The sequence below is a fragment of the Lentimicrobium saccharophilum genome (assembly GCF_001192835.1).
Taxonomy (GTDB): Bacteria; Bacteroidota; Bacteroidia; order Bacteroidales; family Lentimicrobiaceae; genus Lentimicrobium; species Lentimicrobium saccharophilum.
The window spans coordinates 2,880,872-2,894,904 of the sequence record NZ_DF968182.1 but is presented as its reverse complement, the minus strand read 5'-3'; the positions used below and the strand labels follow the sequence as shown (position 1 = coordinate 2,894,904).

The 14,033-nt window shown below is 48.7% G+C and carries 12 protein-coding genes; 10 read left to right on the top strand and 2 right to left on the bottom strand.

Annotation, left to right across the window (positions count from 1 at the left end; all coding sequences use genetic code 11):
- The first annotated feature begins 165 nt into the window (after positions 1-165).
- Positions 166-2,499, top strand: a complete 2,334-nt coding sequence (locus TBC1_RS11165) for a TonB family protein (RefSeq protein WP_062042237.1) — start codon at positions 166-168, stop codon at positions 2,497-2,499.
- Between the two features lie 96 nt (positions 2,500-2,595).
- On the opposite strand, the gene TBC1_RS11160 is transcribed toward TBC1_RS11165, so the two are convergent.
- On the bottom strand, positions 2,596-3,582 hold the full coding sequence (locus tag TBC1_RS11160; protein ID WP_394330757.1) for an alpha/beta hydrolase family protein: 987 nt from the start codon (positions 3,580-3,582) through the stop codon (positions 2,596-2,598).
- Positions 3,583-4,018: 436 nt separating this feature from the next.
- Between TBC1_RS11160 and mce the strand changes: the two genes are divergently transcribed.
- The 9 genes from mce to TBC1_RS11110 all read left to right on the top strand — a co-directional run bounded on the left by mce (position 4,019) and on the right by TBC1_RS11110 (position 12,891).
- Positions 4,019-4,429 (top strand): methylmalonyl-CoA epimerase, encoded by a 411-nt coding sequence (gene mce / locus TBC1_RS11155; RefSeq protein ID WP_062042231.1) that lies wholly within the window; start codon positions 4,019-4,021, stop codon positions 4,427-4,429.
- An 82-nt stretch (positions 4,430-4,511) separates the two neighbouring features.
- The gene (locus TBC1_RS11150) at positions 4,512-6,071 is read left to right on the top strand and encodes an acyl-CoA carboxylase subunit beta (protein WP_062042228.1); all 1,560 of its coding nucleotides are present in this window, start codon (positions 4,512-4,514) and stop codon (positions 6,069-6,071) included.
- 15 nt (positions 6,072-6,086) lie between these two features.
- Positions 6,087-6,974: an OadG family transporter subunit gene (locus TBC1_RS11145; protein ID WP_062043027.1), complete on the top strand. Its 888-nt coding sequence runs from the start codon at positions 6,087-6,089 to the stop codon at positions 6,972-6,974.
- Positions 6,975-7,021: 47 nt separating this feature from the next.
- Complete coding sequence (locus TBC1_RS11140) at positions 7,022-7,465, top strand: biotin/lipoyl-containing protein (RefSeq protein ID WP_062042225.1); 444 nt, start codon at positions 7,022-7,024, stop codon at positions 7,463-7,465.
- Between the two features lie 3 nt (positions 7,466-7,468).
- Entirely contained in the window at positions 7,469-8,632 is a 1,164-nt protein-coding gene (locus TBC1_RS11135; RefSeq protein WP_062042222.1) for a sodium ion-translocating decarboxylase subunit beta, read from the top strand.
- Positions 8,633-8,728: 96 nt separating this feature from the next.
- Complete coding sequence (gene udk / locus TBC1_RS11130) at positions 8,729-9,346, top strand: uridine kinase (protein ID WP_062042220.1); 618 nt, start codon at positions 8,729-8,731, stop codon at positions 9,344-9,346.
- A 156-nt stretch (positions 9,347-9,502) separates the two neighbouring features.
- Entirely contained in the window at positions 9,503-9,934 is a 432-nt protein-coding gene (locus tag TBC1_RS11125; protein ID WP_062043024.1) for an Hsp20/alpha crystallin family protein, read from the top strand.
- A 189-nt stretch (positions 9,935-10,123) separates the two neighbouring features.
- Complete coding sequence (locus tag TBC1_RS11115; protein WP_062042214.1) at positions 10,124-11,467, top strand: exonuclease domain-containing protein; 1,344 nt, start codon at positions 10,124-10,126, stop codon at positions 11,465-11,467.
- Positions 11,468-11,475: 8 nt separating this feature from the next.
- The gene (locus TBC1_RS11110) at positions 11,476-12,891 is read left to right on the top strand and encodes a DUF4403 family protein (RefSeq protein ID WP_062042211.1); all 1,416 of its coding nucleotides are present in this window, start codon (positions 11,476-11,478) and stop codon (positions 12,889-12,891) included.
- Positions 12,892-12,964: 73 nt separating this feature from the next.
- Here the strand turns inward: TBC1_RS11110 and TBC1_RS11105 are convergent, their stop codons facing one another.
- Positions 12,965-13,921 (bottom strand): calcium/sodium antiporter, encoded by a 957-nt coding sequence (locus TBC1_RS11105; RefSeq protein WP_062042208.1) that lies wholly within the window; start codon positions 13,919-13,921, stop codon positions 12,965-12,967.
- Positions 13,922-14,033 lie beyond the last annotated feature (112 nt).

Here is a 14,033-nt window from a genome sequence, read left to right as displayed (position 1 = left end):
CCGGGCGGACAGACTTTTAATATTCCCGGTCCTCCTCAGGGGCTCTATCCCGGAGCCCTGCTTTCTGGTCCTTTTAAGGGTGTTCTGCATCAGGCCAAAACAATGGCCTTATCCGGAGTATGTCACAGACTTAATCTATTTTCAAATTTATAAAAATTTACAGCAATGAAAATCAACACATTAAACAAAATATTCCGTCACGGAATGGCAGGGCTCTCCGCAATGTATTTTCTGGGCTTACCTACCGGTGCTCAGGCCCAGACATTTATACCCGGTCATGCAGAGGTGCCGTATTTTGAAGTTCCCGGAGGGGCAACGGAGGTGCTGCCATTAAAGTCTACATCGGCTAAAGTGCGTATTGCCGGGGTGATTGCCCATGTAACCGTAAGTCAGGTTTATCAGAATCGCGGCAATCAGCCCGTTGAAGCGGTGTATGTATTTCCGGGGTCCACCCGCTCGGCCGTACACGCCATGCAGATGAAAATCGGCAGCCGTACCATTACTGCAAGGATTGAAACCCGCGATCAGGCGCAAAAAGATTACAATGCCGCGGTAAAGAAAGGCAGGACTGCCTCGCTGCTGGAGCAACAGCGGCCCAATGTCTTCGAAATGCATGTGGGTAATATAATGCCCGGTGATTTGGTGGAGGTTGAAATTGCTTATACCGAAACCCTGCAGCAACGCGAAGGGGTTTATGAATTTGTTTACCCCACGGTGGTGGGCCCCCGGTACCATAAAGGCAGCAGCGAAGGAAACGGCGGACCGGAGTGGAACGCCAATCCCTGGCTGAAGGAAGGGGAACTTCCGGCTTATACCTTCGACCTGGATTGCAGCATCATCTCGGGCCTGCCCCTTAGGGAGGTCAGGTGTACTTCGCACCAGGTTGAGGTGGACTACAAAGACCGGAATTCAGCTTCGGTCAAGATGGGAAACAGCGAATTACACGGTGGCAACAGAGACTTCATCCTTCAGTATCGTCTCGGGGGCGAAGGCGTGGAAAGCGGCGTCTGGCTCTACAGTGACGGAAAAGAAAACTTTTTCATGGCCAGCATTCAGCCACCGGCCCGGATGGAGTCCGAAATGATTCCTCCCCGTGAATACATATTTATTGTGGATGTGTCCGGATCGATGTACGGATTCCCGCTGCAGGTTTCCAAAAAGCTGATATCCGGGTTGCTGAATGGACTGAAGTCTTCCGATCAGTTTAACATACTTTTCTTTTCCGGAGGTTCGGCTCAATTTGCCCGGCAATCGGTAGCCGCAACAGGTGAAAACATCACTGCTGCGCTCAGGATGTTGGATGGTCAGCAGGGAGGAGGAGGCACAGAGTTGCTTCCCGCCCTGAAACAGGCATTGTCCATGAAATCGTCCGGAAATTATGCACGTACATTTGTGATTGCCACCGACGGTTACGTTACCGTGGAAAAAGAGGCTTTCGAGCTGATCCGCACCAGCCTGAATGAAGCCAGTTTCTTCAGCTTCGGCATCGGCAGCTCGGTAAACCGTTATCTTATCGAAGGGCTGGCCCATGCCGGAGCCGGCGAGTCATGTATTATAACCAGCGAGCAGGAAGCTACCGAGAAGGCCGGCAGTTTTCTGAAGTACATCAGCTCACCCCTGCTTACCGGGGTTAACATCGCCTTCAATGAATTTATGGTTGATGAGCCGGAACCGGCTTCGGTGCCCGACTTATTTGCCTCTCGCCCGGTGGTGATTTTCGGTAAATACCGCGGCAAACCGCAGGGGAGTATCGTGCTATCCGGAAAGACCGGGAAAGGCGATTATGAGGTACGTATTCCGCTTAGCCGGGCTGTTTCATCCTCTGATAATGAAGCCATTAAATACCTGTGGGCCAGGGAGCAGATCCGCCGGGTTGATGATTATACAGGAGGCTTTGAAGGAGTGCCGTTCGAGGTGGAAGAAAAGGTGACCAAACTGGGGCTGGACTATAACCTGCTTACCAACTATACCTCTTTTCTCGCGGTCGACAGTATGATAAGAAACGACGGCAGCCCTGTTGTTACCGTACGTCAGCCCCTGCCCCTGCCTGAAGGAGTCAGTGATTTTGCTGTTGCGCAGCATGTTTCAGGCGTTCGCCTGAGCCGTTACAACAAGGCTGAGCATGCATCCATGGGTTATGCAGTGTGCGAAGTGGTTAGCATAGATATGGAAGATACTGAGGTGCTGGATCTGGCAAAGGTAGATACAAAACCTTCTTTCAGGGGCGGGGTGCAGGCACTTGAGTGTTTTCTGAAAAAAAACCTGAAAATCCCGGCACTGGCCTTGCAGAAAGGCATCAGTGGTGATGTTATTGTCGAATTTGTGGTTAATAAAAACGGCAACCTTAACAGCTTCCGTGTAGTGAAATCGCTGGGTTATGGCTGCGATGAAGAAGCCCTGCGCGTAATTCGCCTGATGCCTGCATGGAACCCCGGAAAGCAATCAGGCCGGAAGGTAAAAACGAAGATGTTGCTGACGGTGAAATTTGGTGGAGTTTAATGCTTTAAGCAGTTTTCTCCTGGCAGATGATCAAAAAGGCTGTTTCAAAACCCATCATCAGTTTTGAAGCAGCCTTCTTATTTTTTTTGGCTATGCTCAGTTGCTTTGTTTTCTGTATGCGGCTTTATGGATATCAGAAACTGAGTTGAGTTTACGGGGCGGATTCAGGTGTTTTCCGAGAAAGCGGTAAATTTTCAGCCTGATTTCCTTGGCGGTTCTGGTGTCGATGCGGTCGAAGGAGTGGCCGCCCTCAACATCCTGAAATATCTCGTATTCAAACTTCTTACCTTCTGCTTTCAGCGATTTGATCAGGTGTTCCACTTCCAGCACATTTACATCATCGTCGTTGGTGTTGGTGTGGATCAGCAGGGGCGTTTTCAGTTTGTGTGCATTCCAGGCAGGAGAACGGCGGCGGTATTCCTCCACGTTTTCCTGGGCTGTTTGACCCAGATGATAATTCGCGGAGTAAAGTGCCCTGTACTCATCATCGTAATAACCCATTCTGGCAATCAGATCGCTGACGGGAACCCCGGCAAAACAAACATTGAAAGCGTCAGGATAGTTGAAAACATTCATCAGCGCGATCAGCCCTCCGTGGCTCCAGCCGATAATGCCCACCCTCGAAGCATCTACCATTTCATAATTTTCCACCATATGATCGCGGGCCGCCTTTGCGTCTTCAATTTCAAGTCCGCCATAGTCAATCTTCATCCAGAAACTCTTTCCATAGCCGGTGCTTCCGCGGTATTCGGGCGCAACCACGATATAGCCCTGGGCCATCAGTTCGCGGATAATGTGGGTATGATAAGTGGTAAAATCTGCATGCACGCCGCCGTGGGGCAGCACAATCAGGGGGTATTTGTCACCGGGGTTGATCCACCTTGGAATGAAGACATAGCAGTAAAATTTCAGCGGATTGCCGGCGCCCATCGCGGTGGGGTTTTTTACCCGCGCCGGGGGAGGGCCGGTAATGTATATTTTATCGATATAAGCCACATCCCCTACCCGCTGATACCAGAGGATATCATCAATACCTTTGGCCAGTTCGTCGAAACGGTGTTCAAGGTCGTTGATCTTTTGCATCAGTTCGGCAGGTGATGGTTCCGTTTGCTGAGCGGCCAGATCTGCCATGCAACCTGTCAGCAGAATGGCAAACAGTGCCGGTAATAAGTATTTCTTATAATTCATGGGACATGGTTTTGATCCAAACAAAATTAACACTTTCTGCTTTTAAAGGTATCCAACCCCCGGTCAGCAATCTGTAATTCAGGATTCCCTTGATTTGGTTTGATGAAATTCGGGATTTATTTACCTGTTTTCATCATAAATCAGCATACATATTAGTAAGCAAACTGTTCACTGTCAGATTATATATTACAGATAACATATATAATTATAAGAATGTGATAATCAAAGCCTTAATTAGACTGATTATATATAACAAAATCTCGGATAAATTCGCCGATTTGCTTCATTAGTAACAAATTAGTCTATACTTTTGCCGCAAAATTCAAATTGTATGAAACCTACACATATTGAACACATTGGTATCGCGGTAAAGAGCCTCGAGGAGAGCATTCCTTACTATGAAAAGGTGCTCGGACTGGAATGTTACGCCGTTGAGGAGGTTAAGGACCAAAAGGTAAAGACGGCATTTTTCATGGTTGGGCAAACCAAGCTGGAACTGCTTGAATCCACTGATCCTGAAGGGCCGATAGGCAAATTTATCGAAAAAAAGGGCGAGGGCATCCACCATATCGCTTTTGCTGTAGAGAATGTTTCAGGTATGCTTGAGCATGCAGCCGCCAATGGCGTACAGCTGATCGACAAGCAGCCCAGACGCGGAGCCGAGGGGCTCGACATTGCCTTTATACATCCGAAGTCGACCTTTGGTGTACTCACCGAGTTTTGCATGCATCCCGAGAAATAAAAATCACCCGAAATAGTAACGAAACGCACGCATTGCATGGATTTCATCCGATGCGTGTGTTTAATTAAAACCCAATTCACAAATGTCTTTTGAAAGTAAAATTAAGGAGCTCCTCGAAAAGAGGGAGCTGGCTAAGTTAGGCGGAGGCCAGAAAAGGATTGACGCCCAGCACGCCAAGGGAAAGTTGACTGCCCGTGAACGCATTGAACTGCTTTTAGATGAGGGCAGCTTTGAGGAGTACGACATGTTTGTTACACACCGCTGCACCAATTTCGGCATTGAGAAGCAGGAATTTTTATCCGACGGCGTGGTAACCGGACATGGAACCATTGATGGCAGGGTAGTTTATGTATTTTCACAGGATTTCACTGTTTTCGGCGGTTCGCTTTCAGAGGCATTTGCCAATAAGATCTGTAAGGTGATGGATCAGGCCATGAAGGTGGGTGCTCCGCTTATCGGCATCAACGATTCAGGTGGTGCCCGCATTCAGGAAGGCGTAAACAGTCTGGCGGGATATGCCGAGATCTTCGAACGCAACATTCTTGCGTCAGGAGTTATCCCTCAGATCTCTGCCATTTTTGGCCCCTGTGCCGGTGGTGCGGTATATTCACCTGCACTTACCGACTTTATCCTGATGAGCAAGGGCACCTCAAATATGTTTGTTACCGGCCCTAAAGTGGTAAAAACTGTTACCGGCGAGGTCGTAACCGAGGAGGAGCTTGGCGGAGCCATGGTACACGGTTCAAAATCCGGCATTTCGCATTTTGTGGCAGAGGATGAGAAGGAAGGCATTGCACTGATCCGTAAACTGGTCAGTTACCTTCCCCAGAATAATCTTGAAGATCCGCCTGTATTTCCGTGCACTGACCCTATTGACAGGCTTGAGGATTCCCTCAATTATATTATCCCGGATAATCCGAATAAGCCTTACGATGTAAAAGACATCATTCATTCCATTGTTGATCAGAATGAATTCCTTGAAATCCAGCGCCATTATGCACCCAATATCGTGATTGGTTTTGCACGCTTCAATGGTATGCCGGCAGGTATTGTTGCCAACCAGCCCAACTACCTGGCAGGGGTACTGGATATCAATGCATCCCGCAAGGCAGCCCGCTTTGTACGTTTCTGTGATGCATTCAATATTCCTATCCTTACGCTGGTTGACGTTCCGGGCTTCCTGCCGGGCACAGCCCAGGAATACGGCGGAATCATTATCCACGGAGCCAAGCTGCTCTATGCTTACGGTGAAGCTACTGTTCCCAAGGTTACGGTGGTGCTGCGCAAAGCATACGGAGGCGCATACTGCGTGATGAGTTCCAAGCACTTACGGGGGGATATCAACTATGCATGGCCGGGTGCCGAGATTGCGGTGATGGGACCCAAAGGTGCCATTGAGGTGCTGCAGAACAAGAAACTGGCCGAGATTGCCGATCCTAAGGAGCGCGAGGAGTTCATCCTTAAAAGTGAGGAAGAATACAAAGATAAGTTTGCCAATCCTTACAATGCGGCAAAATACGGTTACATTGACGATGTTATCGAGCCCCGTAATACACGGTTTCGCATTATCAGGGCATTCCAGGCTCTGGCCACCAAAAAGGACGTGAACCCGCCCAAGAAACATTCGAATTTACCATTATAAACAGCCATGGCAGAAATGAAAAAAACAATAAACATTGCCCGTGCGGTTTTAGCGCTGGCCATGGTGTTGATTCTCGGCCACGGTTACGCGCAAAGCTCCCTTGACCTCAGGATCAATGAGGTGCTGGTTATCAACGATTCGAATTACGTTGACAGCTATGGAAGGCGTAATGGCTGGATAGAAATTTTCAACACAGCATACAATACGGTGGATATTGGCGGGATGTACCTGACGGACGATCCGGCAAATCCAACCAAATACTGGATTCCCAAAGGCGATCCGATTACCAGCATTGCCCCGAGAAACTATGTCCTGTTTTTTGCCGACAGCATGCCCACCAGGGGAATTCAGCATCTGAATTTCAAGCTGAAGGAAGGCGGTTCCCTGGCCCTGTTCGAATCGAACGGCAGAACTATGATTGATGCGGTAAAACTGGGTCCCCAGAAACCTGATGTATCTTACGGAAGACTTGAGGACGGAGGCGTTGAATGGGGATTTCTGAAAAAAACTACTCCCGGGGCAAATAATTATACCGGGGTGGTTGTAACTGCAGGTGAGAAATTCGGAGCAATGGATCCGTTCGGGGTTGGGATGGCTGTGATTGCCATGTCGGTGGTATTCTCAGCGCTTATCCTGCTTTATATTGTGTTTAAGAATACCAAGAAGATTTACGGTATCAATATTCGGAAACTATTCAGCAAACCCGAAGTTGAAGTTGCGGAGCCCAAACCATTGGAGGAAGAGATATCAGGAGAAGTAAATGCAGCCATTGCCCTGGCTTTGCATATGTATGTAAACGCCCTGCATGACCATGAGGAGACCGTACTTACCATTAAGAAGGTTGCCCGGACATATTCTCCCTGGAGCTCCAAGATTTACGGACTCAGGAATGTTCCGCGCTGAAAAATTGATTTATTCAGGGGATAACCCACAAAAAGAAAAAACAGAGAATGAAAAAGTTCAAGTTTACCATAAATGGCAATGTTTACGAGGTTGATATCCAGAATATCGAAGATAACATTGCAGAAATTGAAGTTAACGGAACCACTTACAAGGTGGAAGTCGAGAAAGCGATTCAATCGTCCAAAACGCCTAAACTCGTGCGTTCGGTTAGTGTGCCCAGCACCGACTCGGCACCCAGCATTGCCAAAACATCCAGTCCTGCCGCTCCGAAAGGAACAGGAAGTGTAAAATCTCCATTGCCGGGTGTGATCCTTGATGTGCATGTAAGGGAAGGAGACAGCGTGAAGGTCGGGCAAAAGCTCATCACCCTTGAAGCCATGAAAATGGAAAACAACATCAATGCTGACAAGGAAGGACGGATTGTATCGCTAAAGGTTCATAAAGGTGATGCAGTTATGGAAGGGGATGTATTAATCGTGATAGGAGAATAGCGCATGGAACATTCTGGTAATTTTCTGAGTTTCGTGGGTGAACATCTCGGCGAGTTTTTTACCTACACCGCCTTTGCCAATCTGACTGCAGGCCACCTTATTATGATCTGTGTAGGTCTGCTGTTTATCTATCTGGCGATCACCAAGGAATATGAACCCCTTTTGCTGATCCCGATCGGTTTTGGAATTCTGGTCGGAAACATTGCGTTTACTCCGGGATTGAAGATAGGGATCTATGAAACAGGCAGTGTACTGAATTACCTTTATTTTGGGGTACTGCAAGGAGTTTATCCACCGCTGATCTTTCTGGGAATCGGTGCGATGACCGACTTTTCTGCCCTGATCTCGAATCCTAAACTGATGCTGATCGGTGCCGCTGCCCAGTTTGGTATTTTTGGTGCTTATGCCATTGCGCTGTTGCTGGGATTCAGCCCGAGCGAAGCCGGTGCCATCGCCATTATCGGTGGGGCCGACGGTCCTACAGCTATCTTCCTTTCGTCGAAACTGGCACCCGAGCTGATGGGCGCCATCGCCATTTCGGCTTACTCTTACATGGCGCTGGTTCCGGTAATCCAGCCTCCCATTATGCGACTGCTTACCAATAAAAGGGAGCGGCTGATCCGTATGAAACCGCCGCGCAGCGTTTCAAAAACCGAGAAAGTGCTCTTTCCCATCATCGGTATGTTGTTGACCACTTTTATTGTGCCTTCGGGACTTCCGCTATTGGGTATGCTTTTCTTTGGCAACCTGCTGAAAGAGAGTGGTGTAACCAAGCGTCTGGCTGATACGGCAAAAGGCCCCCTGATCGACATAGTGACCATTCTTATCGGACTAACCGTTGGCGCTTCAACCCAGGCAACCACCTTCCTTACCGCAAAATCGGTCGGGATTTTTGCCCTGGGTGCTGCATCGTTCGTTATTGCCACTACCGCCGGGGTGTTGTTTGTAAAGTTCTTTAATCTTTTCCTTAAAGAGGGCAATAAGATCAATCCGCTGATCGGTAACTCAGGGGTGTCGGCGGTGCCCGACAGTGCCCGTGTATCGCAGGTTATCGGACTTGAGTATGACAAAACCAACCACCTGCTGATGCACGCCATGGGCCCCAATGTGGCCGGGGTAATCGGCAGTGCCGTAGCAGCAGGTATTCTGCTGGGCTTCCTGTCATAATAATAAAAGTTTTGTTACATTTGAAGCCGGAACACCATACATGTTCCGGCTTTTTTACCGGCTTTTCAACCGGGATTTCTCACACAATTATCGTTTATGCTGATTATTGGTATCGCCGGCGGATCGGGCTGCGGTAAGTCAACCGTAGTCAAACAGATTATTAAAAAGTTACCCAAAGATTCGGTTTCTATTCTGCCCCAGGATTCCTATTATAAGGACAACGGACACCTGAGCCCTGAAGAGCGGGCAAAGATCAACTTTGACCACCCTTCTTCCATTGAATTTAACCTGCTGATAAAACATGTGGATATGCTGAAGGAAGGTCAGACCATAGGGATGCCCATTTACAGCTACCTCACCTGTGCCCGTGCCAAGGAGACTATCCCCGTGGAACCGCGCGAAGTGGTGATTGTGGAAGGCATTCTCATTATGTCGAATCCCCGGCTGCGCGATCGCATGGACATCAAGGTGTTTGTGGACGCCGATGCCGATGACCGGCTGATGCGCATTATCCGGCGTGATATTGAAGAGCGCGGACGTTCGTTTTCGCAGGTGCTCGACCACTACGAACGTTTTGTAAAACCGATGCACCTGCAGTTTATTGAACCCACCAAGCGTTATGCAGATATCATTGTACCCCAGGGCGGCGCCAACCATGTTGCCATTGATATCCTGACCTCAAGGATCAAAATGAATCTTAAGGATAAAGCATAAAGCATGACATAATGACACATAAACCAATGATGAATTTATAAAAATGCGCCATTATGGCGCATTTTTAATGTTAATCCGGCGAAAAATCCCTCCGGCACACTATTTGAAAACTACCGGTTAAAACAGATGTTTAACTAAACAATGGAGGGTAATACCATGCTACCGATCTTAAAAAACAGAGCCTTTTTCCCGGGTATTGTGGATGAGTTCTTTGGAAGGGATTTTCTTCCCAACCTGTTTGAGTTTCAGACGGGCATCAACATGCCTTCTGTCAATATTATTGAAGGCAAAGAAGATTTCCGTATAGAAGTGGCTGCTCCCGGCCTTGAAAAAGGTGATTTCAGGATCAATCTTGAAAACAATGTGCTGACCATTTCTTCGGAGAAGGAAGAGAAAAACGAAGAAAAGGAAGAGCGCTATATGCGTCGTGAGTTCAGTTATACTTCCTTCCGCCGTTCATTCAGCCTGCCACAAACTGTTGAAGCTGAAAAAATTGCAGCCAACCATAACAACGGCGTGCTGACCATTACCATTCCCAAGAGGGAAGAGGCTAAGGTAAAACCGGCAAAACAGATTGAAATTATGTAACGATCGTGCCCGATGGAGCATGAACATAGGCCCGGTTTCCCGTAACGGAAACCGGGCTTACTTTGTGGCGGGACATTTCAGAACCGGATGTCATTCTTTTTTGCAGTTGAACAGGACAACCAATCTTTCTGAATGGATTTCTTCATTCCCTGATTCTGAAATCCGGGAACCTTGCTACATTTGTATCCTATGTATGCGGTAATTGATGTAGAAACAACAGGAGGCAATTTTGCCAGTGAACGGCTGACTGAGATTGCCATATACCTTCATGACGGGGAAAAGATTGTGGATGAATTCAGTACCCTGCTGAATCCGGAACAACCCATTCCTTACATGATTACAAGGCTCACCGGCATCAGTAATGAGATGGTTGCCGGTGCGCCCCGCTTTTGTGAGGTGGCCCGGAAGATTGTTGAGATCACGGAAGGAGCTACTTTCGTGGGTCACAATGCTTCTTTTGACTACAATTTCATCAGGCATGAATTCCGCCGTTTGGGTTATAATTTCCGGAGACCCACAATTTGTACCGTGAAAATGAGCAGGAAACTGCTCCCCGGCCTGCAATCATACAGCCTTGGCAAGCTTTGCCGCGAGCTGGGCATTGTTATCGAAAACAGGCACCGGGCGGCAGGGGATGCCCTGGCAACCACCCGCCTGCTTGAATTATTGCTCGAAACCGACCGGCAGGCCATTGAAAAGCAATCGGGTTATACCATTCCTCAAATGATAAAAGAGGTACCTGAGGAAACTGGTGTTTATTACCTGCATGATGAGCAGGGCCGGATCATCTATATAGGGAAAAGCAATAATATGTTTGAACGCCTGTTGCAGCACTTCAGGAACAGTGAGACCTCAAAAGCCGTTGAGATGCGAAACCGCGCTGCCTCAGTGAGCTATGAACATACCGGAAGCGAGCTGATTGCCCTCCTGCTTGAATCGGATGAAATCAAGGCGCATAAGCCTCTTTTCAACCGGGCGCAGCGAAGGTCGGTTTTCAGTTATGGACTGTTTGATTTTACTGACGAAAACGGATACCGGCATCTTCAGGTAGGGCATCAGCTCAACGGGCAGCAGCCTGTTACCTCTTTCACCACGCTTGAACATGCCCGTAAATATCTGTATGGCATTGTTGAACGTTTTGAATTGTGCCAGAAATTATGTGGTTTATATGAAACCAGGGGGGCCTGTTTTCATTATGGCATTAAGCAATGCCGCGGGGCCTGCATCGGGGCCGAAGCTCCGGAAGCATACAACCGCAGGGTAGATGCTGCCATCCGGTTATCCGGGTTTATGCACCCTGATTTTTATATCATCGACCGGGGAAGGCACCGGGATGAAGCCGCGGTGGTGAAAATAGCCGGTGGCAGGTACTGTGGCTTCGGATACATCAGCCCGTCGGAAGCGCATGACCTGACATCACTTGATAATTGCATAAGACAATACAACGATAACCGCGATACGCGCCAGATCATACAAACCTTTTTAAAGAAAAACCCACGGACAAAGATCATCCGCGTTCAGTCAGGCGATTGATAACAAACATGAAAACTCCAGTTTTTAACCTGTTCAAGGCCGTTTATGCCGTTCTTTTGCTGTTAACGGCATCCTGTGCCACGGTAAAAATCGAAAAGCCCGCCGAGTCATATCTGCGCGATGCGGTAAGACCTCAGCCATCAATCATAGGTTTCACGGCAGAAGCCAGGCTGGCCGATATTCAGGCTGAGCTTAACCGGAGTTTTTCAGGACTGGTTTATGAAGACAACAGCCTCGACGATAACGGGGGCGATAACCTGATGGTGAAAGCCTGGAAGCAGGGCGACATTCAGCTCACCATGCGCGATAATACGATCATTTACCGGGTTCCCCTGCGCCTGTGGATAAAAGCCGGTTTCAAAACAACCAGGCTGGGCATTACCCTTTCGGATTACCGGGAAGCCAGCGGGGCCCTCGCCCTGATGTTCAGAACGGCGGTAAGCCTGAATTCCGACTGGACCCTCTCCACCCAAACGGAAACCACCGGTTATGAATGGCTTACGGAGCCAGTGGTGAAGGTTGCCGGGATCAATGTACCGGTGAAGTTTGTGGCCGACCTGATCCTTCAGAAGAACCTGCGCACGCTCAGCAGCGCCATCGATGAAAGCGTAAAGGAATACCTTGACCTTAAGCCCTACGCGCTTGAAGCATGGAAATCGCTGAACCAGCCCCTTATCCTGAATGAGGAATACAGGGTATGGCTCAGCATGCAGACCTCCGGATTCTTTGCCACTCCCATCATGGCAAAGGACGGAGTTATCAGGATCCGTACCGGATTACAGGCTGTTATTGAAACACAGGTGGGAGAAAAACCCGCCGCCGGGCCTCCGGGGCCGCTTCCCCGCCTGAAAATCGGGGATGAAGCCGGCGAAAGGGTGGTCATCAATGCTTCAGTTGACATCCCGTTTGCCGAAATCAACCGCCAGGCTTCTCAATACCTTAGCGGACAAACATTTACCCAGGGCAAGAGGAGCGTGAAGGTGGAAGCGGTCAGTATTTATGGAAGCAATGGTAAAATGGTGGCCGAAGCAAAACTTTCGGGCAGTTTCAGGGGTACCGTTTATTTTAAAGGGATTCCGGCATTCGATGCCACGGATTCCACGCTTATGCTCCGCGATTTCGATTTTGACCTGGCCACCAGAAATGTTCTGGTGAAATCCGCGGCCTGGCTGTATCAGGGTGGATTCCGCAACATGATCGCCCGGCAGATGGTCTGGCCGATGGCCTCCGAAATCCGGATGATTTTCGGCGAAGCCAACCGACAACTTAAAAACTACCGTCTGGCCGACGGGGTATTTCTGCGGGGACAACTCGAAAGGCTTTCAGTTGATGATATCCTGCTTACCCCCGATGGCGTCCGCCCTTACCTGAGCGCGGATGGCAAAATCAACGTACACTTCAGCTCATTCGGGATGAAGAACTGAGGCCGGAGTTTACTTTTATCTCTATTCGCGCGAGATTATATTCAGATAAAATGCCGGAATCCCAATCAGGCCCTTATATCTCCCTGTTTATCAGAAATACTGTGTAAGCAATATAAGCGATCAGCAACAGCCCCGCTTCCCAGCGGTCAAGTTTTCTTTTGCCGCCCAGAAACATGGCCATGAAAAGGAATATAGTGCCTGCAGCAACCAGGCAGATGTCGGTGTTGAAACTTATATTGTATTTGATTGGCCTGATCAGCGCGCTGACCCCAAGGATGAGGAAGATATTGAAGATGTTTGATCCGATAATGTTTCCTACTGCAATATCATTGTTCTTGCGGTATGCCGCAACTACCGAAGTAGCCAGTTCGGGCAGTGAAGTACCTGCAGCCACTATGGTAAGGCCGATGATTTTTTCGCTGACCCCGAATGCATCAGCCAGTTCTATGGCATTGTTCACCACAATCCGGCCGCCAAGGATCAATCCGCCAAGCCCGAGGATGATAAACAGGCCTATTTTCGTTCCGGACAGGTGCCTGTCGGGTACCACGGCATCGGAAACATCCGCTTTCATTTGTCTGTAGATATACAAAAGGAAAAGACAGAAAAATAACAGCAGGATTAAGGCATCAACCCGTGAGATTAGTTTAAAACCCCCGGCGAGAAATTCATTTCCCAAAAGAAAAATGACGATGAGTGCCAGCAGGGAGAAGGGAATTTCTTTCCACACTGTGCTGGATTGCACCGCAAGCGGGGTGATGAGTCCGGCAATGCCCAGTATGGCAAAAAGATTGAAAAAGTTGCTGCCAATTACATTGGCAAACACGATGTCCTGATGGTTTTGCACAGCAGCAAAAACGCTCACCACCAGTTCGGGCGCTGAAGTGCCGAATGCGACAATGGTCAGGCCAATAACCAGGTCCGGAATCCCATACTTTCTTGCAAGGGATGAAGCGCCTGAAACCAGCCAGTCAGCACCTTTAATCAGTATGACAAAACCGGCGAGCAGGAATAATATCTGAAGGGTCATATAATCCGTTTGTTTGAAAACGGGCACAAAATTAGGGATAAAGTCATTCCGTTTACAAGCCTGTTCTGCAACGTCATTTCTGATAAGGCTGAGTTGCCGTAAACACCACACT

Bases quoted from the DNA above. Each gene is read 5' to 3' on its own strand.
- TBC1_RS11140 (WP_062042225.1), top strand. From the start codon at position 7,022: ATGAAAAAGTTCAAGTTTACCATAAATGGCAATGTTTACGAGGTTGAT.
- TBC1_RS11135 (WP_062042222.1), top strand. From the start codon at position 7,469: ATGGAACATTCTGGTAATTTTCTGAGTTTCGTGGGTGAACATCTCGGC.
- udk (WP_062042220.1), top strand. From the start codon at position 8,729: ATGCTGATTATTGGTATCGCCGGCGGATCGGGCTGCGGTAAGTCAACC.
- TBC1_RS11105 (WP_062042208.1), bottom strand. From the start codon at position 13,921: ATGACCCTTCAGATATTATTCCTGCTCGCCGGTTTTGTCATACTGATT.
- TBC1_RS11160 (WP_394330757.1), bottom strand. From the start codon at position 3,582: ATGCAAAAGATCAACGACCTTGAACACCGTTTCGACGAACTGGCCAAA.
- TBC1_RS11110 (WP_062042211.1), top strand. From the start codon at position 11,476: ATGAAAACTCCAGTTTTTAACCTGTTCAAGGCCGTTTATGCCGTTCTT.
- TBC1_RS11165 (WP_062042237.1), top strand. From the start codon at position 166: ATGAAAATCAACACATTAAACAAAATATTCCGTCACGGAATGGCAGGG.
- TBC1_RS11150 (WP_062042228.1), top strand. From the start codon at position 4,512: ATGTCTTTTGAAAGTAAAATTAAGGAGCTCCTCGAAAAGAGGGAGCTG.
- TBC1_RS11115 (WP_062042214.1), top strand. From the start codon at position 10,124: ATGTATGCGGTAATTGATGTAGAAACAACAGGAGGCAATTTTGCCAGT.
- TBC1_RS11145 (WP_062043027.1), top strand. From the start codon at position 6,087: ATGAAAAAAACAATAAACATTGCCCGTGCGGTTTTAGCGCTGGCCATG.
- mce (WP_062042231.1), top strand. From the start codon at position 4,019: ATGAAACCTACACATATTGAACACATTGGTATCGCGGTAAAGAGCCTC.
- TBC1_RS11125 (WP_062043024.1), top strand. From the start codon at position 9,503: ATGCTACCGATCTTAAAAAACAGAGCCTTTTTCCCGGGTATTGTGGAT.